Raw genomic sequence first — 19047 nt, forward strand, 5'->3', positions numbered from 1 at the left:
CAAATGCAAAAACAGTCTTTTTACAGTAACGGCAAGTTATTAATTACAGGAGAATATGCTGTTTTGGATGGTGCCAAAGCTTTGGCCGTACCAACAAAATTTGGACAAAACCTAGTTGTTGAAAATGGCAAAAACAAAGAAATCAAATGGACGAGTTATGACAGTGATAACACTATTTGGTTTGAAGATATCATTACTTTTGATGCTATTACAAACAAAGCTACAAGTGAACATTTTAATAACATCCAAAACACACTGATACAAATATTACATCAGGCTTACGTCCAAAACAAAACTTTTATCAATGAAAGTAACGGATATATTATTACTACCCATTTAACTTTTCCTCGATTATGGGGACTTGGCACATCTTCTACATTAATCAACAATATTGGTCAGTGGTTAAAAATTGATGCATTTGAATTATTAAGAGAAAGTTTCGGTGGAAGTGGATACGATATTGCTTGCGCACAATCTAATTTACCAATCGTCTATTCAATTGAAAACAATAAACCGCATAGCGAAACGGTAGATTTCAATCCGCCATTCAAAGAAAACATTCACTTTGTTTATTTGAATCAAAAACAAAATAGCAAGTCTGCCATCTCAAACTATATTACCAAGCAACACCGGATTGACAAAGTTATTCCTGAAATAAACACTATAACAGCAGAAGCCATAATAGCAACTGAAGGTCGTGATTTTGCCATGTTAATGGAAAAACATCAAGTTATCATGAGTAACGTACTGGAAACGGAAACAGTAAAAGAATTACTTTTTCATGATTTTAAAGGCGTCATAAAAAGCCTTGGTGCTTGGGGAGGCGATTTTGTAATGGTTATCTCCAAAGAAAGCCCTATAGAATATTTTACCCAAAGGGGATATACTACAATTTTAAAATACGACGAAATGGTATTATAATTAAAATTCTATCTAAAAAGATAGGATTTTTTTATTGAAGAAACTATTTCACAAAACTATATAAAACAAAAAATCCCAAAGTTATCTTTGGGATTTTTAAGTGGTACCTCCAGGAATCGAACCAGGGACACACGGATTTTCAGTCCGTTGCTCTACCAACTGAGCTAAGGTACCTTTTACAATTAAAAGCTTATCACTTTGTTATTGCGTGTGCAAATATAGAATCATTTTTAAATTTACCAAAACATTTTCTTAAAAAAATCTATTTGTATATTTACAAAATAAAAATCCATTAATGCTACTTACAATCGACATTGGAAACACACGAATCAAAAGTGCTGTATTTGAACAAAATAGTCTCCAAGAAAAATTCGTATTCGATACAAAAGACGCTAAATATAATTTTGAGCAAATTTTAAAAAAATTTCCATCAATCAAAAATTCCATCAGCTCTAGTGTGAGTAATTTAAACACTGAAGCAATTGAATACTTAAAACAAAACACCGCACTTGTCGAAATTTCGCATCAAACAAAATTCCCTTTCCATAATTTATACCAAACCCCTACAACTCTAGGAGTTGACCGAATGGTATTAGCAGCTGGTGCAAGCTTACAATTTCCACATCAAAATTGTTTGATAATTGATTCAGGCACATGCATTACTTATGATTTTATTGATGCCTCACAAAATTATTTAGGTGGTGCAATCAGTCCTGGCTTAAGTATACGCTATAAAAGTCTGAATACTTTTACAGCCAAACTTCCGTTATTAGAAAACAAAGAACCCGAAAATTTCATTGGGAACAACACAAACGAAGCCATTCACTCTGGTGTTGTAAACGGATTACGCTATGAAATAGAAGGTTTCATAGCGCGTTATTTGCATAAATATCAAGATTTAACAATAATTTTAACAGGAGGAGACGCAGAATTTTTGGCTAAAAGTTTAAAAAGCATCATATTTGCCAATCCAAATTTTCTTTTAGAGAGTTTGAATCAATTATTTACTTATTGTATAAAAAAAAATGACTAAAAAAGTTATCGCTATCTTAAGCTTGTTTATGGGCTTAGTAGGTTACTCTCAAGAAAACACGGCATCTCCGTATTCTGCATTCGGTATTGGAGAAGTACGATTTAGAGGAACCGAGGCTGAAAAAGCCATGGGAAGTCTTGCCATAACGGGCGACAGTATTACTGTTAACTTATTAAATCCAGCTTCATATTCACACCTAAAGTTAACTAACTTTTCCATTGGTGGAACTTCTACTTTTTCTAATTTGAAAAACAACATCAACTCGGAAAACGCAAAACGTACTGGTATCGACTATCTAAACGTTGGAATTCCTATGGGTAAATTTGGTGCTACTTTAGGATTGATGCCATACAGTTCCGTTGGATACAAAATCAGCAACACTACAACAGAGAATGATTTGGAAAGAACCAAACGTTTTTCTGGCGATGGTTATATCAATAAAGTATATTTAGGAGGAGCTTATTCGTTTAACAAAAATCTAAGTTTTGGTCTTAATTTTGAATACAACTTTGGAAATATAGAAAACAAAATTGTTGAATCGATTACAAATGTTCAATTGGCAACAAGAGAACTAAACGAATCTAGTATCAAAGGAATTTCGGTAAAAGCCGGATTTTTGTACAACAGAAAGTTAAATGAAAAACTAGATTTCTATTCTGGTATTACCTACCAACCAAAATCAAAACTTAATACCGATAACGACCGAACTCTTTCTACTGTAACATTCTCAGCTAGTGGAAACGAATTAGTTGTTGACCAAGGCGATACTTACTCAAACGAATCAAAACTTATCATTCCATCTCGATTCTCTTTTGGTGGTGGTATTGGAGAGCGTAACAAATGGCTTTTAGGCGCCGATATTGCACTTTTGAACTCAAAAGATCAGACTAACCGCCTAGAAAATACATTATCAGAATATAAAAACGGACAAACTTATGCTATCGGTGGATATTATATTCCAGACTACGATTCTTTTACAAATTATTTTAAAAGAGTGATTTACAGAGCTGGTTTCCGTTATGAAAAAACTGGTTTAATTGTAAACAGCGAAGACATTAACAATTATGGCATGAATTTTGGTTTTGGTTTCCCACTTGGAACTTCTAAACTGGATTTAGGATTAGAATTCGGAAAGAGAGGAACTACAAATAGCAACCTGATTCAAGAAAATTATTTTAACTTAAGCATAGGATTATCAATTAGTGATAAATGGTTTAGAAAAGTATTAATTGATTAAATTTAAAAATGAAAATGAAAACGAAATTAACTTTATTAGTAGCGCTGGCAGTAAGCTCATTTGGTTTTTCTCAAAACACAGAAGCTTGTACGGAGACTTTAAGTTTAATGGCAACTTCTGTAAAAGCTAAAGATGCTTCAGCTTATGACTACTTAACTACTTTAAGAAAAGATTGTCCTACTTTCCATAAAGGGGTTTATACATACGGTGAATATGCTATTAAGTATAAAATAAACGACGCAAAAGACGCTTCTGAAAAAGAAAAATACGTACGTGATTTAATGAAGTTGTATGATGAATATTATGCGAACTTCCCAGAATATGGAGCTGGAGTTGATATGAAAAAAGGATTAGCCCTTTTTGATAACAACATTGGCACAAAAGAAGAAGCTTTTAAATATTTTGACAATGGTTTCAAAAACGACAAAGCCAACTTTAACGATGTACGTGCAATTTACGCTTATTTCGAAATCTTTGTAAACGATTACAAAGCAGGAAACAAAGGGATTGAGTTACAACAAGTTTTTGACAAATATGATGACATCAACGAAAAACTTGCTGAATTACAAAAAGAAAGCTCGACTGATTTAGACCAATTCTTATCAAGAGAAGAAGGCGGAGAAACTTTGAGCGCTAAAGAAGCAAAAGCAAAAAACAAACTTGAAAGCAACCTAGAAGACATAGGTACAGTTACTTCAAGTATGGATGCAATCATTGTTGAATTATCAACTTGTGATAAATTAATACCATTCTATCAAAAAGGTTTTGAACAAAACAAAACAAATGAAATTTGGTTAAAAAGAGCTGCTGACCGTTTAGAAGCAAAAGAATGTGATAGCGATCCATTGTTCTCTAAAATTTCAGAAGCATTATACAAATTAAATCCAAGTGCAGACGCTGCTTACAAATTAGGAGTTGTGGAATTACAAAAGAAAAACACAACAAAAGCTATGGAATATTTCAACCAAGCAGCAAACTTGTATAATGACAATACAAAGAAAGCAAGTGTATATTACAAAATGGCTTCTGTTTATATGAAAACAAACAAAAGTCAATCAAGAACTTACGCTAGAAAAGCTTTACAAGTTAAACCGTCATACGGAAGAGCTTACCTATTAATTGCTCAATTATACGGCAACAGTATCAACGATTGTGGTGGTGATCCATTTGAAAAAAGAGCGATGTACTGGCTAGCCGCTAACTATGCTGATAAAGCTGCAGTTGATGGTTCATTAAAAGCAACAGCTACAAAAATGGCTGCTAGCTATAGAGCTGCTGCTCCAAGTAGAACTGAAATTTTCCAATCTGGAAAACAAGGTCAAAGAATTGCTTTCAACTGTTGGGTAGGAGAAAGTGTTGTTGTACCAACATTGTAATATGAAATCAAATTTCAAAACATATCTATTAAACATGGTCACGATTTTTGTCGTGACTATGTTTTTTTCATGTGAAGGTAACTTAAAAGATGTCCAAAAGATAAACCGTTCTACGTTTATGCCAACTGGTGATGCCGACACTCTGAATTTGAAATACACCGATTCAGGAAGGGTCAAATCGGTTTTAAAAAGCCCAAAAATGCTAGACTATAGCAACATTGAATTCCCTTTCACAGAATTCCCAAAAGGCATTGAAGTAAACATGTATGATAACAATAATAAAATTACCACTACTATTACTTCAAACTATGCCATATCCTACAAAAACACTAATATTATTGATCTACAAGGCAATGTAACTATTACTTCTTTTGATGGAAAAAAAATGGAAACTTCTCAACTCTATTTTGACCAAAAAAACGAGTGGTTCTTTACCGAACAACACTTCAAATATTCTGATAGTGAAGGTGGCTACCTGGAAGGTCCAGGAGTAGACTTCAGCAAAGATTTCAAAATATTTAACATGCAAAGCGGAAGCGGTGAAGTCAACACTACTGCTAATTAATTTGTTGACCTAATCTTTTTTTTCCTTATTTTTGATTCAAATACAACCACTATGACTTACATGAAAATCATACAATACGTTTATATTGTATTCGCATTATTTTTCTTTTATGACGCTTACTCGAAAAAACAACACGGAGAAAACCCATGGCTAAGTGTTATTATCGCAATTGTTGCACTAGGGATGTTCTTTTTCAGAAGACATTTTTACAACAAACACCAAAACAGAAATAAATAACACATGGAAATAACCATAATTGTTATTTGCTTATTACTTTCTGCGTTCTTCTCTGGAATGGAAATAGCGTACGTTTCTTCAAACAAAGTTTTTCTTTCCATAGAAAAAAAACAAAACAACTTCAATTCAAAAATTCTCGCTAAACTTATCGAGAAACCATCACAGTTTATCACCGCAATGCTAGTAGGCAACAATGTGGTATTGGTAATCTATGGTATTTACTCTGGTGATTTATTGATGGACTGGATTAATAATCTTAGCTATAATTTCAGTTCTTTTACCAACCTATTGTTACAAACTGTAATTTCAACAGCTGTAATTTTAATGACTGCTGAATTTTTACCTAAGGTTTTCTTTCAAATTTATGCTAATTATTTTGTGAAGCTTTTCGCTACACCAGCTTATTTCTTCTATCAACTTTTTTATTGGGTATCGCGTTTTACGATATGGATATCCGACTTTATCTTAAAACGTTTCTTCAAAACAGAGGGAGACCAAATTCAAGATTATTTTAGTAAGGTTGAATTAGGAAATTATATTTCCGAACAAATGAATGGTGTTTCAAAAGATGACGAAATTGATTCTGAGATTCAAATTTTTCAAAACGCTTTAGAATTCTCCGACTTGAAAGCTCGAGACATTATGACACCTCGTACCGAAATTTCAGGAGTTGACATTTTAGATTCTGTTACAGAACTTAAAGAACTTTTTGTCAAAACAGGATATTCTAAAATTGTGATTTATCAAAACTCAATTGATGACATTCTTGGTTATGTACATTCTTTCGAATTGTTTAAAAAACCAAAGACCATTAAATCGATAATGATTCCTATTGAATATGTACCGGAAACGATATACATTAAGGACCTTTTAGACATACTTACTAAAAAAAGGAGAAGTATGGCTGTTATTATAGATGAATACGGAGGTACGTCTGGAATTGTTACTGTAGAGGACATCATCGAAGAATTGTTTGGAGAAATTGAAGACGAACACGATTTAGACGAAGAACTTATCGATGAAAAAATAGATGAAACATCGTATTTATTTTCTGCACGTTTAGATGTTGAATACATCAATGAAAAGTATGATTTAAACATTCCAGAATCGGATTCCTATAGTACTTTAGGAGGATTTATCGTACATAATACTAAAGAAATTCCTCAAAATGAAGAAAAAATCAGAATTGATAGTTTTGAAATAAACATCCATTCTGCTTCAAATAAAAAGATTGAACTCGTCCGTCTTTCAATAACTGAAGAAAAACAATAAAAAAACATTAAAATTTTAACCGAATTTATAACTTATCTATTTTATTATTGAATAGATAATTGTATTTTCGCCCACTGAATAAAAGTAAATTGATATAAAAATGGCAGTTTTATCTAAAATTAGACAACGTTCATTCATCCTAATTGTAATCATTGCATTGGCATTGTTTTCATTTGTTTTGGCAGATGTCATCAAGAGTGGTGGATTTGGAACTAATTCCAATAACGTAGGAACCGTAGACGGTACCGATATTGATGGTCAAGCATTTATGCGTAAAGTTGCGCAACTTGAAAAACAAAACCAAAACACCACTAGCACGCAAGCTATTAACAGCGTATGGGAACAAGAAGTTAGAGGTGTAGTTATTGGTAATGAAATTGAAAAATTAGGTTTAGGCATTGGAAACGAACAGTTAATCAATGTTATCAAAACAAACCCATATTTTGCTCAAAACCCACAGTTTTTAAATGAAGCTGGTATGTTTGACGAAGCAAAATTCAGAGAGTTTGTATTATCAATTAAAAACGACCCAAACCAAGATCGTTGGGTTGAATGGCAAAACTTTGAAAAAGAAGCTGAAAAAGCTGCAGTTGAGCAAATGTATTACAACATGGTAAAAGGTGGTGTATATACAACTAAAGCTGAAGGTGAATTCAAACACCTTTTGGAAAATAAAAAAGTAACTTTCCAATATGTGACAGTTCCTTACAATACCGTTAACGATGAAGAAGTTAAAGTGTCAGACGATGAAATCATCGCTTACATGAAAAACAACGCTAAAAAATACAAATCTGAAAATACTACAAGTATTGATTATGTATTATTAGAAAACAAACCTTCAAAAGAAGATGAGGCTGAGATGGCTAAAAAAATCAACAGACTTATGTTCGGACAAGTTGTTTATAACGAAACAACTAAAACTAATGATACATTACCAAGTTTCAGAGAAATCAAAAACGTTGGAGAATTCGTAAATGAAAATTCTGACATTAAATTTGATTCTACTTATGTAGCGAAAAAAGATTTACCATTAGAGTTCCAAGAACAATTATTTAACTTATCAAAGGGAGAAGTATTTGGACCATACGTTTTCAACGGTCACCAGTGTATCTCAAGAATGCTTGATAGAAAACCAAATTCTAGCGCAAAAGCAAGCCATATTTTAATTGGATTTGCAGGAGCTGAGCGTTCAACTGCTACAAGAACTAAAGAAGAAGCAAAAACTTTAGCAAATGATTTATTAGCAAAAGCAAAAGCAAACCCATCTTCTTTTGTAACATTAGCAAATGAAAATTCTGAAGACCCAGGATCAAAATCAAACGGTGGTGAATATGACAATATCACTCCAGGACAAATGGTTCCTACTTTCAACGATTTCGTATTTGATAGCCCAGTTGGAGCTATTGGAGTTGTAGAAACTGCTTTCGGATTCCACGTAATTAAAGTTTCTGCTAAATATGATGCTGTATTACTAGGAACAGTTGCACAAAGCATTCAACCTTCTGAAGCTACTATTGACGCTATTTATACAAAAGCAAGTAAAATAGAAGCTGACGCTAACGGAAAAGACTTTGCTGAAGTAGCCAAAGCTGCAGCAGTTGAAGTTATTCCAGCAACCAACATTAAATCTTCAGATGAGAACATAGGTTCTTTAGGAAACGAAAGAGAAATTGTACGTTGGACACATAATGAAGACACAAACATTGGAGATGTTAAACGTTTTGAAACACCACAAGGTTTTGTTATTGCAAAGTTAAAATCACGTAACGAAAGCGGATTATTGTCTTTAGATATCGCTAGACAATCAGTAGGCGGTATTTTAAAGAATGAGAAAAAATCTGAAATTCTTAAAAAGAAAATGACAGGAGCAACTTTAGCTGATGTTGCTAAAACTTCAGGTGGTTCAGTTATTACAGCTTCAAACATCGCTTTAGGAACTCCAAACATTCCAAACATTGGAAACGAGCCTAAAGTTGTAGGTAAAGCTTTCAACTTAGAAGCAAACAAAACTTCAGGGGTTATTGAAGGAAACAGCGGTATCTTCATGGTACAAAAAACTGCTGTAGTAGAAGCGCCAAAAACAAACTCTTACGCTTCATACATTAGCCAAGAAAAAACGCAACAACAAAACGCTGCGCAATCTAGAGCTTACCAAGCTTTAAAAGAAAAAGCAACTATTGAAGACAACAGAGCTAAATTATAATACACAAAAGTATAGTTCATAAAAAAAACACCTTGATAAATCAAGGTGTTTTTTTTATATAATAATTTAAAATTAAATCTTTCTAACCGTGATAAACACGAGAGGCAACAATCTTACCATCTAAAACCTCTAAAACTTCGGCTACAAGCATATCATCTTCATTTTCTACCTTACGTACATACTCCATAAAAACACGCTCAGAATTCGCTGTTAAAGTAGTAACCACATATTGCAATGAAGGTAATCGTTCAAAAGCCCCACTCCACCAATCACGCATTGCATCTTTACCAACAATCAAACCATTGGTTTCTGGCTGTCTTATTTTAAGTTTCGGACTGAAATGTACAGCATCTTCGCTATACAACACTAATAAGCCTTCTAAATCTTTTGAATTGAACGCTTCAAACCAAAGCAACGCAATTTGTTCCAAGGCACTAGGCATTTTTCAAATTGATAATTTCTTGCTCTGTAAGAAAACGCCAGTTACCTCTAGGTAAATTTTTCTTCGTTAAACCAGCAAAAGTTACACGATCTAATTTTATCACATCGTAGTTTAAATGTTCAAAAATCTTACGAACAATCTTTACATTAGCCGTTTTCATTTTAATCCCAATTTCACTTTTTGGTTCATTTTCGATATAAGTAATTTCCTCCACATATACCCTATGCTCGTCAATCGTTATACCATTTGAAATTTTCTCCAAATCTTCAAACTTTAAATTTTTATCCAATGAAACTTGATACAACTTTGAAGATCGTTGATTAGGCGTAGTAAACTTACGCACCATATCAGTATCATTAGTAAACAATAAAAGGCCCGTAGTAGTTTTATCCATTCTTCCTATAGGTTGAATACTAGCACGTGTTGCGCCTCTTACCAAGTCTAATACATTTCCATCACCTTTTTGATCATCTCCTGCAGTTGAGAAGTTCTTAGGCTTATTCAAAAGAATATATTCTTTCTTTTCTGGATTTATGGTGGCACCGTCAAATTGAACAGTATCTGACAATTTTACTTTATACCCCATCTCAGTAACTACTTCACCATTTACTTTTACATTTCCGCTTTGAATATAAATATCTGCATCTCTACGACTACACATACCCGAATTAGCGATGTATTTATTCAAACGCATTTCATCTGGATTCGATGGCGTTTTTGGTGTTTTTGGTGCTTGATTTTCTGTAGCTTTTACACTAAATTTTGAAGGTTTTTTACGAATTGGCGCGTTACCTCTAGATGTACTTGCCTTTTTTTGACCCCCTTGGCGTGATGAGCCGGGTCTATTTCTATCATTTCCCTGATGACGTGTCATTCTCTAACTATTTTTTGCAAAGATATAACTAATATGTTGATATTAGCTTCTTTCCGTGAATCAAAACAGAAGGTTCAATCAAAACAATAGAAAATACACCGGAAACAATAATGAGTTTTAATAGAAAATGTAATTTTACATACGACTCTTTTGTGTGCGATTTCCAAAGTTGTACTAAAAAGAAAATTAAAAGCATAAGGCTGATATAAAAATAAATATCCATAAGCCCTACCTCATAAACATCCGTTAAATAATAAACTGGGAATACGGTAGCAATAGTCAATATCGTTATAATTGATTTTGCTTTATACTCTCCTAAAAGCACAGGAATCGTTTTGTATTCATTAATAAAATCACCCTCAATATTCTCTAGGTCTTTTATGATTTCTCGTATTAAGATTAATAGCATTAAAAAAGTGGCATGAACAAAAATCACGGATTTAAAGTTTTTGTAATACATTAAGATTCCGAAAAATGGAAGAATTGCCAACAATGCCGCCGTAAGGTTACCTATAATAAATAACTTTTTAAGCTTATGAGAATAAAACCAAATTAAAAAGATATAACATGAAAAAAACAAAACGGCTCGCCAAGAAACAAAAGACATCAACACAACCACCAGGAAATTAATTGCAAAATACACTCTTAATTTAGTTGTTTGACTTACTAAACGATCAATCATAGCCTTTCTAGGCCGATTAATCAAGTCTTTTTGAGCATCGTAAAAATTATTGATGATATAACCCGAAGCAATTGTTAAAGAAGACGCAATTACAATTAAAAACAATTGCCAGTCTAGTAGAATATCCAAGGCTCTTCTTTCAGAAGCCAGTATAAAAATAGCAGCTAAATATTGCGCTAAAGCAACAACCCAAATATTGTAACCTCGAATTACAGAAAAGAAACTGAAAATTTTAGTTAAGAATAATTTAGATTTTCTTGTCAGCATTTAGAGACGAAAATTTAGAAAGTTAGGGCAAAATAAAAATAGCTATTTTAAAAGTTATAAACTACCTCTAGCTTATAATCCTTCAATGAAGCTTTTGCCTTCTCTAAATCCTCAGTAAATCCTAAAATATACCCTCCACCACCTGAACCACAAAGCTTTAAATAGTAATCATTCGTTTCAATACCATTTTGCCAAACCTGATGAAATTGCTCAGGAATCATAGGTTTAAAATGATTTAAAACCACTTTTGATAACTTCTTTGTATTTTCAAATAAAGATTTGATATCACCATGCAAGAAGTTCTCAACACACGCATCAGTATGTTTGATAAATTGCGATTTTAACATTTTACGGAAACCATTATCTTTAAGATTTTCCATAAAAATATTTACCATAGGTGCAGTTTCACCAACAATTCCAGAGTCAATCAAGAAAACAGCCCCTTTACCTTGTACACTTTGACTAGGTATACCTGTTGGTTCAATATTATCTTTTGAATTGATTAAAATGGGTAAACTTAAATAACTATTTAATGGATCTAACCCAGAACTTTTCCCGTGAAAAAAAGATTCCATTTGACCAAAAATACCTTTAAGCTGTAATAATTTATCGCGTGTTAAATTTTCTAGAACCGTAATTTTATCATTAGCATATTTATCATAGATAGCAGCAACTAATGCACCACTACTTCCTACCCCATAACCTTGCGGTATACTAGAATCAAAATACATCCCAGAAGCAATATCATTTTGCATTTCTTGAATATTGAAAGTAACCAACTCAGGCTTATCATTTTGTAAATGATCCAAATACATTGAAAACCGCAACAGACTTTGATTGGATTTCAAAGCTTCTTCAGTTGGGTTTTCAGAAGATTTTAATGCACCTTTATAAAAATTGTAAGGAATTGAAAGCCCTTTGGAATCTTCTATAATCCCATACTCTCCAAACAATAATATTTTTGAATAAAATAATGGTCCTTTCATAGCTGGATATGATTTTGCTAAATACGCTAACGTAAATGTACGAATTATTTCAATTGGTTTGCACCTTGTCCAATTTGATCGCAAATATACTGACCATTTTGACAAAACCCAACCAATTCATTCTTAATAAATTGTAAAACTATTTCTTTCACATTTTCCGGATACAAAACATGCACATTTGCACCAGCATCTAATGTAAAACAAACCGGAATAGCAGTCTCGTTTCTAAAACTCCAAATCTTATTGATAATTTCAAGCGTATTCGGTTTCATTAAGATAAAATATGGCATTGAAGTCATCATCATAGCATGCAAAGTCAAAGCTTCACTTTCTACAACCTTAACAAATTCTGGTATATCTCCAGAAATAAGTATTTCTTTTATACTAGACAAATTCTCATGCGCTTGTTCGAAACGCTTTTCAGCAAAAGGATGATTGTGCATCAAATCGTGCCCCACCGTACTCGAAACTTGTTTTTCTCCTTTATCTACTAATAAAATAGTGTCTTGATAATTTTGAAAAACTTCGTGCATTGCGTCAAAATCAACACCGAACAAATCGGAACTTCCTAAAACCTCAGCATGATTACCCCAAACCACTACTTGACCTTTAACACTTCTGCAAGCACTTCCACTACCTAATCGTGCCAAAAATGATGCTTTTGTATAAAAATAATCTTCGGAAATACTTGGACATATTTCTTTTTCCAAACTCATGATATTCATTGCCAAAGCAGCCATACCAGAAGCAGAAGAAGCGATACCAGAACTATGTGGAAAAGTATTTTCAGTATCGATTGTTAAATGGTATTGTTTCAAATAGGGGCAATAAACAACAATACGTTCCAAGAATTTTTGAATTTTTGGTCTGAAACTTTCTTTCGGTTTTCCTTCAAACAACAAATCAAAAGAAAAATCATTCACATCTCCTTTATTTACTACACTTAACAAAGTAATGGTTTTACAATTATTTAGCGTAAAACTTATAGAAGGGTTGGCTGGAATTTGATTGTCTTTTTTACCCCAATATTTCACTAAAGCAATATTACTAGGTGCAGACCATTGAAAATTTGCATTCTCAATAGTAGTATAATTTGACGCAATAAAATCCTTTTCGGAAAACATAATTTTAAATTTTAGCAAAAATACCATTTTTGAACAACCTAATTAATTTCTTTATTCGTTATTTTGTACCAACTGAAATTTATTATGGGAAAATATTTAAGAATCATATATGTTGTAGCCATTTGCTTGGCCATTGGTTATCTTTCGAGTTTGGTAACTCAAAGTTCGATTACCACTTGGTACCCCACAATTGAAAAGCCTATTTTCAATCCTCCAAATTGGGTATTTGCACCAGTTTGGACCTTATTATTTATCATGATGGGTGTTTCTGGAGGAATAATATGGAACAAATTAGAATCCAATAAAACTGCCGTAAAAAAAGCACTTTTCTTTTTTACAGCACAATTACTTTTAAATGCACTTTGGTCCTATTTATTTTTTGGTCTCAACAACATATTACTCGCTTTAATTGAAATTATTCTTTTATGGCTCATCATTTACGAAACTTATATTTTATTTAAACAACTAGACAAAACAGCAGGTCGTCTTCTTATCCCTTACCTTGCGTGGGTAGGATTTGCTACTATTCTAACAGGAAGCATTTATTTTCTAAACCTTTAATTATTTGATTTCCAAAGTTTTTGTTGTTTTTTTTTGTTAAAATTCATTAAATTTGAGTAACAATCAAACAACTAGGACATGATGATCACATTTACTATTACAGGATTAATTTGTGGATTTATCGGATATTTTATTGGTAAATCACAACAAAAACCTCAAATCGGAATTTCAAATTTAGAACTTGAAACCTGCAAAAAAGAAAAACGTGCACTTGAAGAACAAATAGCCGCTTATAGGCAGAGTGAAAAATCATATCAAAATCTCATTTCAACTCCTACTGCATCGCATCAACCTTTTGACGCTGAAGAAGCAAAATCTATTTTTGGAAAAAAAATAAAAGAAAACGATTTAAAAGTAATTGAAGGCATTGGTCCCAAAATTGAAGAGTTATTCACCACTTCTGGAATACAATCTTGGAAAAGCTTATCCGAAACCTCTGTTGACCGATGTCGTGAAATATTAATGAAAGCAGGAGAACGATACGCAATACATGATCCTGGCACATGGCCGAGACAGGCAAAATTAGCCTACGAAGGCAAATGGCACGAACTCAAAAACTGGCAAGACCAACTTGACGGTGGTAGAGAAAAATAAAGAAAAACGCTTCCAAAAGGAAGCGTTTTTCTTTATATATTTTGTGCGATTATAAAACCACCCGTCCAAGCATTTTGAAAATTAAAACCACCTGTTATTGCATCAATATTTAAAACCTCCCCAGCAAAAAACAACCCTGGAAGTAGCTTACTTTCCATAGTTTTAAAATTCACCTCTTTTAAATCAATACCCCCTGCAGTTACAAACTCTTCTTTAAAAGTGCTTTTCCCATTTACTTGGAAATGGCCATTTGTTAGCTGTTCAGCCAAAGCTATCATTTGCTTTTTTGAAACATCTGCCCATTTTAAATCAGCTTGAAAACCTGCTGCAGCAATTAAACTTTCCCACAAACGTTTTGGAAAATCAAACGGACAAAATTTAACTACTAACTTTTTACTGTTTTCTTCTTTCAAGTCTTTAAGCTCTTCTAAACATTCTTCAAAAGTAACTTCGTTCAGCCAATTGACTTGTAAAACAAATTGATAATTTTTATCAAACAATTCACGAGCTCCCCAAGCAGAAAGCCTAAGAATACCTGGTCCACTCATACCCCAATGCGTAATCAACAAAGGTCCTGAAGCTTTTAAGTTGGATCCTTTTACTTTTACTGATGCAAAAGCAGCAACACCCATTAAATCTTTAATACGAGCATCTTTGATATTAAAGGTAAACAAAGAAGGAACCGCAGAAACCACCTTATGACCTTGACTTTCTAACATTTCCCAAATTTTGGGATTACTACCAGTAGTCATAACAACTTTTTCAGATACAAAAGTTTCAATATTGGTTTCTACTTTCCAAAAATCTTCCGATTTAAAAACAGAACGCACACTTTGTCCCGTGAGAACATCTATTTTCAAGCTTTTAGTAGCTTGTAAAAAACAGTCAATAATTGTTTGAGAAGAATCCGTTACCGGAAACATTCTACCATCTTCTTCAATCTTAAGTTCTACACCATGGCTTTCAAACCACTCAATTGTATCACCTGAACAAAACTGATGAAAAGGACCTTTTAACTCGCGCTCCCCTCTTGGATAAAATTTCACCAATTCATTAGGAACAAAACAAGCGTGCGTCACATTACATCTACCTCCACCTGAAACACGAACTTTTGACAAAACCTCTTTACCACGTTCTAGAATAGCAACCTTCAAATGCGGTTTCCTTTCAACTATGTTAATCGCCGTAAAAAATCCAGCCGCACCACCTCCTACAATTAGTATATCGTAATTTGAATTCATCTTTAACTTTATATTCTATCGGGATAATCTGAAATAATCCCATCAACACCCCATTTCTTTATACGCTCGATATCAGACAAGTCATTTACTGTCCAAGTATTAATTTGAAAACCTAAAACTTTTGCCATTTTACAATTTTCCTCCGTCAATAACGAAAAATGGGGATGTATAATAGTTGCTCCAAATCGTTTCGCCCATTCCATAGCTTGTTCTACACTTGCTTGTGTCAAAATTGCCAAAGGTATCTGTGGATTTAAATGAACCATTTTCTCCAATTCATCACTTTGAAAACTCGACACTATAAAATCACTCATTAACCAATTATGATCTTCAATACATTGCAAAATTAAATCACAAGCCGCTTTAGCTGTGTTATGCCCTTTAAGCTCAATATTCACCTTACATTTTCTATCAACAAAAAGCAAAACTTCTTCCAAAGTAGGTATATCATATTGATTTGCTACTTTAAGTTCTTTCAATTCAGGTAGTGTGAAATTGTGAATTTCACCTACTCCATCCGTCATCCTACCTAAAGTAAAATCATGAAAAACTACTAATTCACCACTAGCACAACAATGCACATCTAACTCGATAGCATCCACACCTAAATCTATAGCTTTTTGAAATGATGCTAATGTGTTTTCAGCAACATATCCTTGAGCACCACGATGACCAATTTTTTGTAGCATAAAATGAAATTAATTCTACAAAGATATAATAGAATAGCCAGGAATTCGTTTAAATACAAATGAAACTTAAAAAATGAAGAAGATTTTACTGCTCGTTACATGTCAATTGTTTATTATGTGTAGCACAACCAACATCCAAGTTAGAGATGATTTTAAAAGTGTAAGTGACACTGAAAAAGCGAAAATTTTAAAAGACCTTAACGCAACCGCAAGCAACAAAAGTGTGCTAATCCTTACCCAAGGTTTTAAAGGTGAACAAATTTTAGCGTTCCAAAACAACAAAAAAACGTATGCGGATTATCCCATTTCAAATTTGAAAACCAAATACGCGGATAGTTTTAGTTTTCAAAACACCACTACACTAACTTTAAAGGACAATTTCACTAATGAAGAAATCAAAATTGAACCTAAAAATGCCACGAAGTACAAATTTATTTATGTAATGAAAAAGTACGAAAATGAAAAAGCAAAATACCTTTTAACCTACAGCAACACCTTGCGCCCTTTAAAATAAAAAAACAAAAAAGGCTGAACTAGATGTTCAGCCTTTTTTTATATTTCAAATTGATAATTTGTATATACTTGTTCAATTTCTGTAAACACATCCAGTAATTGATGCAAACCATCTGTTGTTACCAATTTCTGCTTGTATTCTTTGAACCCATGAATTCCCTTGAAATAGTTAGTATAATGACGACGCATTTCCACAATTCCCAATCGCTCTCCCTTCCATTCCACACTCCAGATCAAATGATTTCGAGCCGCTTCGATTCTGTCAGCCATTGTTGGAGCACTTAGTTTCTCTCCTGTTGTAAAATAATGTTTGATTTCATTAAAAATCCATGGATATCCAATTGCTGCACGTCCAATCATCATTCCATCCAAACCAAACTTATTCTTGTACTCTAATGCTTTTTCTGGAGAATCGATATCACCATTTCCAAAAATAGGCATGGTAATTCTTGGATTTTCTTTAACCCTAGCGATATGCGTCCAATCAGAATGGCCTTTATACATTTGCGCACGCGTTCTGGCGTGAATAGTCAGAGCTTGAACACCAATATCCTGCAAACGCTCAGCCACCTCATCAATATTAATTGACTCTTCATCCCAACCCAAACGCGTTTTAACCGTAACAGGTAAACTAGTCCCTTTGATAACTGCTTTGGTAAGTCTAACCATTAAATCGACATCTTTCAATACTCCTGCTCCGGCACCTTTAGACACCACTTTTTTAACAGGACAACCAAAATTAATATCGACTAAATCGGGTTGGACAGTTTCTACAATTTTAGCCGACATTTCCATCGCTTCTTCATCTCCTCCGAAAATCTGAATTCCTACAGGACGCTCGTAATCAAAAATATCCAACTTTTGTTTACTCTTCATTGCATCACGGATCAATCCCTCCGAAGAAATAAATTCAGAATACATTAAATCGGCGCCATGTAATTTACACAAACGACGAAAGGGTGGATCACTCACATCTTCCATTGGAGCCAACAGAAGTGGAAAATCCGGTAATACTATGTTGCCAATTTTGGGCATTTTTCAAAAATCTTAAAACGTTTACAAACAAATAAAGCTGTATTATATACAGCTTTATAATTTGCAAAGATACTAATTTTCTACATTTTAGCAGCAATATCAGAAGCATATCTTCTTAAAGTCGCTCTAGCCATTCCTAAATTAGCTTTATTTGAATCTACCGCTAAATAGATAAAGTATTCCCCATTGTTTGATAAACTAATAATATGAATTTGTGAACTTAACGTAATTAAGATGTCATCAATTTTTTCATTTAAGTTTAAAGCACGTATAGCATTCAATTTTGCTTTTACCACTTCTAAATTATAAGCCGAAGCTAATTCAGGATCAAAATTTGAATCGACAGTATTCGAAATGTAAGACATTCCTGTTTTAACTTCTGTCACAGCTACTGCAACAAATCCACTTAGATTGTTTTTCAAATCATTTACAAAGGTGTTTAAAAAATCAGACATTTTTCTATAGTTTAATTGGTTAGTTTATTATTATTGATTTTAGACCTTACAACTATGCTGCAACTTCTTTTAATAAATTTTGTAATTTCATATGTATCAATGCAAGCTTACTAGAATCTTTAGTCACTATACCTAAATATTCATTGTTTTGAATTTTTTTCACAAAAAACAAGCCTGAATTAGTATTCAAGATAATCTCATCAAGTTCTCCTAAATTAAAATCTTCCATTATCTCCTTACACATTGTGGTAATCATCCCAGACATTGCGGCAAAATTTTCTGCTAAATCTAAATAAAGTGATCTATCTAAAACTCCCTCAGAATCAAAGACAAACCCGCATTCAACGTCAATATCATCTATTAACATTTCTAAATTTACTTTTCGTGACATCCTTATTTGTTTTTAAATTATGATATCACCAAATATAGCGAGACGTTATTTTATAACAAAATATTTTTTTATATAAAAACTCATATAATTTTACATTTTATGTTATATTTTTGTAAATACATTTTATATTTACAGAAACAATTACTAAAACATTTTATAACCCATAATTATGAAAAAGAACATTTCTTTAGAAAAATTAGAAAAAAAATTAGACAAACAACTTGTTGAGTTTAGAAAATACCGAACTGAAAATGGATTACAAGCTAAAAAGAAAGGTATCTTATCAAAAATATTTTCTTAACCCTGTATTTCTTAACGAATTACAAACCAAATTTTAGCCTGATGTATC

Annotated in this window: 22 protein-coding genes and 1 tRNA gene; 12 read left to right on the plus strand and 11 right to left on the minus strand. The window is 32.8% G+C overall.

Features of this window, described 5'->3' with window-relative positions; translation table 11 throughout:
* The first annotated feature begins 3 nt into the window (after positions 1–3).
* Entirely contained in the window at positions 4–921 is a 918-nt protein-coding gene (locus ACFS5J_RS07990; protein ID WP_379811568.1) for a GYDIA family GHMP kinase, read from the plus strand.
* 101 nt (positions 922–1022) lie between these two features.
* Here the strand turns inward: ACFS5J_RS07990 and ACFS5J_RS07995 are convergent.
* A tRNA-Phe gene (locus tag ACFS5J_RS07995) sits at positions 1023–1095 on the minus strand.
* A 121-nt stretch (positions 1096–1216) separates the two neighbouring features.
* Here ACFS5J_RS07995 and ACFS5J_RS08000 point away from each other — a divergent pair.
* The 7 genes from ACFS5J_RS08000 to ACFS5J_RS08030 all read left to right on the plus strand — a co-directional run bounded on the left by ACFS5J_RS08000 (position 1217) and on the right by ACFS5J_RS08030 (position 8844).
* The gene (locus tag ACFS5J_RS08000; RefSeq protein WP_379811569.1) at positions 1217–1954 is read left to right on the plus strand and encodes a type III pantothenate kinase; all 738 of its coding nucleotides are present in this window, start codon (positions 1217–1219) and stop codon (positions 1952–1954) included.
* A complete protein-coding gene (locus ACFS5J_RS08005) occupies positions 1947–3191 on the plus strand; it encodes a hypothetical protein (protein ID WP_379811570.1) in 1245 nt (414 codons plus the stop codon). The genes ACFS5J_RS08000 and ACFS5J_RS08005 overlap by 8 nt, the downstream gene beginning before the upstream one ends.
* A gap of 14 nt (positions 3192–3205) precedes the next feature.
* Positions 3206–4567 carry a tetratricopeptide repeat protein gene (locus ACFS5J_RS08010; RefSeq protein WP_379811571.1) on the plus strand — a complete coding sequence of 454 codons (1362 nt, stop codon included), beginning with the start codon at positions 3206–3208 and terminating at the stop codon, positions 4565–4567.
* Positions 4568–4601: 34 nt separating this feature from the next.
* On the plus strand, positions 4602–5132 hold the full coding sequence (gene lptC / locus ACFS5J_RS08015) for an LPS export ABC transporter periplasmic protein LptC (RefSeq protein WP_379811572.1): 531 nt from the start codon (positions 4602–4604) through the stop codon (positions 5130–5132).
* Positions 5133–5183: 51 nt separating this feature from the next.
* Complete coding sequence (locus tag ACFS5J_RS08020; protein WP_379811573.1) at positions 5184–5369, plus strand: hypothetical protein; 186 nt, start codon at positions 5184–5186, stop codon at positions 5367–5369.
* Positions 5370–5372: 3 nt separating this feature from the next.
* Entirely contained in the window at positions 5373–6641 is a 1269-nt protein-coding gene (locus tag ACFS5J_RS08025; RefSeq protein WP_379811574.1) for a hemolysin family protein, read from the plus strand.
* Between the two features lie 100 nt (positions 6642–6741).
* Positions 6742–8844, plus strand: coding sequence for a peptidylprolyl isomerase (locus tag ACFS5J_RS08030; RefSeq protein WP_379811575.1), 2103 nt, complete (start codon positions 6742–6744; stop codon positions 8842–8844).
* A gap of 82 nt (positions 8845–8926) precedes the next feature.
* On the opposite strand, the gene ACFS5J_RS08035 is transcribed toward ACFS5J_RS08030, so the two are convergent.
* The 5 genes from ACFS5J_RS08035 to ACFS5J_RS08055 are packed head-to-tail and all read right to left on the minus strand — an operon-like array spanning position 8927 to position 13219.
* Positions 8927–9274 carry a nuclear transport factor 2 family protein gene (locus tag ACFS5J_RS08035; RefSeq protein ID WP_379811576.1) on the minus strand — a complete coding sequence of 116 codons (348 nt, stop codon included), beginning with the start codon at positions 9272–9274 and terminating at the stop codon, positions 8927–8929.
* Positions 9275–9278: 4 nt separating this feature from the next.
* Positions 9279–10160 (minus strand): pseudouridine synthase, encoded by an 882-nt coding sequence (locus tag ACFS5J_RS08040; protein ID WP_379811577.1) that lies wholly within the window; start codon positions 10158–10160, stop codon positions 9279–9281.
* 28 nt (positions 10161–10188) lie between these two features.
* Positions 10189–11109, minus strand: coding sequence for a geranylgeranylglycerol-phosphate geranylgeranyltransferase (locus ACFS5J_RS08045; protein ID WP_379811578.1), 921 nt, complete (start codon positions 11107–11109; stop codon positions 10189–10191).
* Positions 11110–11156: 47 nt separating this feature from the next.
* Positions 11157–12095, minus strand: a complete 939-nt coding sequence (locus tag ACFS5J_RS08050; RefSeq protein ID WP_379811580.1) for a mevalonate kinase family protein — start codon at positions 12093–12095, stop codon at positions 11157–11159.
* A 44-nt stretch (positions 12096–12139) separates the two neighbouring features.
* The gene (locus tag ACFS5J_RS08055; RefSeq protein ID WP_379811581.1) at positions 12140–13219 is read right to left on the minus strand and encodes a diphosphomevalonate/mevalonate 3,5-bisphosphate decarboxylase family protein; all 1080 of its coding nucleotides are present in this window, start codon (positions 13217–13219) and stop codon (positions 12140–12142) included.
* 84 nt (positions 13220–13303) lie between these two features.
* Between ACFS5J_RS08055 and ACFS5J_RS08060 the strand changes: the two genes are divergently transcribed.
* Both ACFS5J_RS08060 and ACFS5J_RS08065 read left to right on the plus strand, forming a co-directional pair.
* A complete protein-coding gene (locus ACFS5J_RS08060; RefSeq protein ID WP_379811582.1) occupies positions 13304–13780 on the plus strand; it encodes a TspO/MBR family protein in 477 nt (158 codons plus the stop codon).
* Between the two features lie 78 nt (positions 13781–13858).
* Positions 13859–14374, plus strand: a complete 516-nt coding sequence (locus ACFS5J_RS08065; protein ID WP_379811583.1) for a hypothetical protein — start codon at positions 13859–13861, stop codon at positions 14372–14374.
* Positions 14375–14406: 32 nt separating this feature from the next.
* Here the strand turns inward: ACFS5J_RS08065 and ACFS5J_RS08070 are convergent, their stop codons facing one another.
* Both ACFS5J_RS08070 and ACFS5J_RS08075 read right to left on the minus strand, forming a co-directional pair.
* Entirely contained in the window at positions 14407–15615 is a 1209-nt protein-coding gene (locus ACFS5J_RS08070; RefSeq protein ID WP_379811584.1) for a BaiN/RdsA family NAD(P)/FAD-dependent oxidoreductase, read from the minus strand.
* An 8-nt stretch (positions 15616–15623) separates the two neighbouring features.
* Positions 15624–16304 carry a glycerophosphodiester phosphodiesterase gene (locus tag ACFS5J_RS08075; protein WP_379811585.1) on the minus strand — a complete coding sequence of 227 codons (681 nt, stop codon included), beginning with the start codon at positions 16302–16304 and terminating at the stop codon, positions 15624–15626.
* A gap of 73 nt (positions 16305–16377) precedes the next feature.
* Between ACFS5J_RS08075 and ACFS5J_RS08080 the strand changes: the two genes are divergently transcribed.
* Positions 16378–16818, plus strand: a complete 441-nt coding sequence (locus ACFS5J_RS08080; RefSeq protein WP_379811586.1) for a hypothetical protein — start codon at positions 16378–16380, stop codon at positions 16816–16818.
* Between the two features lie 38 nt (positions 16819–16856).
* On the opposite strand, the gene dusB is transcribed toward ACFS5J_RS08080, so the two are convergent.
* The 3 genes from dusB to ACFS5J_RS08095 form a co-directional block, all read right to left on the minus strand.
* Entirely contained in the window at positions 16857–17852 is a 996-nt protein-coding gene (dusB, locus tag ACFS5J_RS08085; protein ID WP_379811587.1) for a tRNA dihydrouridine synthase DusB, read from the minus strand.
* Positions 17853–17932: 80 nt separating this feature from the next.
* A complete protein-coding gene (locus tag ACFS5J_RS08090; RefSeq protein WP_379811588.1) occupies positions 17933–18307 on the minus strand; it encodes a hypothetical protein in 375 nt (124 codons plus the stop codon).
* Positions 18308–18359: 52 nt separating this feature from the next.
* A complete protein-coding gene (locus tag ACFS5J_RS08095; RefSeq protein WP_379811589.1) occupies positions 18360–18698 on the minus strand; it encodes a hypothetical protein in 339 nt (112 codons plus the stop codon).
* A 169-nt stretch (positions 18699–18867) separates the two neighbouring features.
* On the opposite strand from ACFS5J_RS08095, the gene ACFS5J_RS08100 reads away from it, so the two are divergent.
* Positions 18868–18999: a hypothetical protein gene (locus ACFS5J_RS08100; protein WP_379811590.1), complete on the plus strand. Its 132-nt coding sequence runs from the start codon at positions 18868–18870 to the stop codon at positions 18997–18999.
* Positions 19000–19047 lie beyond the last annotated feature (48 nt).

Source organism: Flavobacterium chuncheonense, from assembly GCF_042686145.1.
GTDB lineage: Bacteria > Bacteroidota > Bacteroidia > Flavobacteriales > Flavobacteriaceae > Flavobacterium > Flavobacterium chuncheonense.

What these genes read in the sequence shown, in the direction of transcription:
- ACFS5J_RS08060 (WP_379811582.1), top strand. Translation starts at nt 13,304, where the DNA reads ATGGGAAAATATTTAAGAATCATATATGTTGTAGCCATTTGCTTGGCC.
- ACFS5J_RS08065 (WP_379811583.1), top strand. Translation starts at nt 13,859, where the DNA reads ATGATGATCACATTTACTATTACAGGATTAATTTGTGGATTTATCGGA.
- ACFS5J_RS07990 (WP_379811568.1), top strand. Translation starts at nt 4, where the DNA reads ATGCAAAAACAGTCTTTTTACAGTAACGGCAAGTTATTAATTACAGGA.
- dusB (WP_379811587.1), bottom strand. Translation starts at nt 17,852, where the DNA reads ATGCCCAAAATTGGCAACATAGTATTACCGGATTTTCCACTTCTGTTG.
- ACFS5J_RS08070 (WP_379811584.1), bottom strand. Translation starts at nt 15,615, where the DNA reads ATGAATTCAAATTACGATATACTAATTGTAGGAGGTGGTGCGGCTGGA.
- ACFS5J_RS08030 (WP_379811575.1), top strand. Translation starts at nt 6,742, where the DNA reads ATGGCAGTTTTATCTAAAATTAGACAACGTTCATTCATCCTAATTGTA.
- ACFS5J_RS08075 (WP_379811585.1), bottom strand. Translation starts at nt 16,304, where the DNA reads ATGCTACAAAAAATTGGTCATCGTGGTGCTCAAGGATATGTTGCTGAA.
- ACFS5J_RS08000 (WP_379811569.1), top strand. Translation starts at nt 1,217, where the DNA reads ATGCTACTTACAATCGACATTGGAAACACACGAATCAAAAGTGCTGTA.
- ACFS5J_RS08040 (WP_379811577.1), bottom strand. Translation starts at nt 10,160, where the DNA reads ATGACACGTCATCAGGGAAATGATAGAAATAGACCCGGCTCATCACGC.
- ACFS5J_RS08010 (WP_379811571.1), top strand. Translation starts at nt 3,206, where the DNA reads ATGAAAACGAAATTAACTTTATTAGTAGCGCTGGCAGTAAGCTCATTT.
- ACFS5J_RS08045 (WP_379811578.1), bottom strand. Translation starts at nt 11,109, where the DNA reads ATGCTGACAAGAAAATCTAAATTATTCTTAACTAAAATTTTCAGTTTC.
- ACFS5J_RS08100 (WP_379811590.1), top strand. Translation starts at nt 18,868, where the DNA reads ATGAAAAAGAACATTTCTTTAGAAAAATTAGAAAAAAAATTAGACAAA.
- ACFS5J_RS08020 (WP_379811573.1), top strand. Translation starts at nt 5,184, where the DNA reads ATGACTTACATGAAAATCATACAATACGTTTATATTGTATTCGCATTA.
- ACFS5J_RS08090 (WP_379811588.1), bottom strand. Translation starts at nt 18,307, where the DNA reads ATGTCTGATTTTTTAAACACCTTTGTAAATGATTTGAAAAACAATCTA.
- ACFS5J_RS08005 (WP_379811570.1), top strand. Translation starts at nt 1,947, where the DNA reads ATGACTAAAAAAGTTATCGCTATCTTAAGCTTGTTTATGGGCTTAGTA.
- ACFS5J_RS08025 (WP_379811574.1), top strand. Translation starts at nt 5,373, where the DNA reads ATGGAAATAACCATAATTGTTATTTGCTTATTACTTTCTGCGTTCTTC.
- ACFS5J_RS08050 (WP_379811580.1), bottom strand. Translation starts at nt 12,095, where the DNA reads ATGAAAGGACCATTATTTTATTCAAAAATATTATTGTTTGGAGAGTAT.
- ACFS5J_RS08080 (WP_379811586.1), top strand. Translation starts at nt 16,378, where the DNA reads ATGAAGAAGATTTTACTGCTCGTTACATGTCAATTGTTTATTATGTGT.
- lptC (WP_379811572.1), top strand. Translation starts at nt 4,602, where the DNA reads ATGGTCACGATTTTTGTCGTGACTATGTTTTTTTCATGTGAAGGTAAC.
- ACFS5J_RS08095 (WP_379811589.1), bottom strand. Translation starts at nt 18,698, where the DNA reads ATGTCACGAAAAGTAAATTTAGAAATGTTAATAGATGATATTGACGTT.
- ACFS5J_RS08055 (WP_379811581.1), bottom strand. Translation starts at nt 13,219, where the DNA reads ATGTTTTCCGAAAAGGATTTTATTGCGTCAAATTATACTACTATTGAG.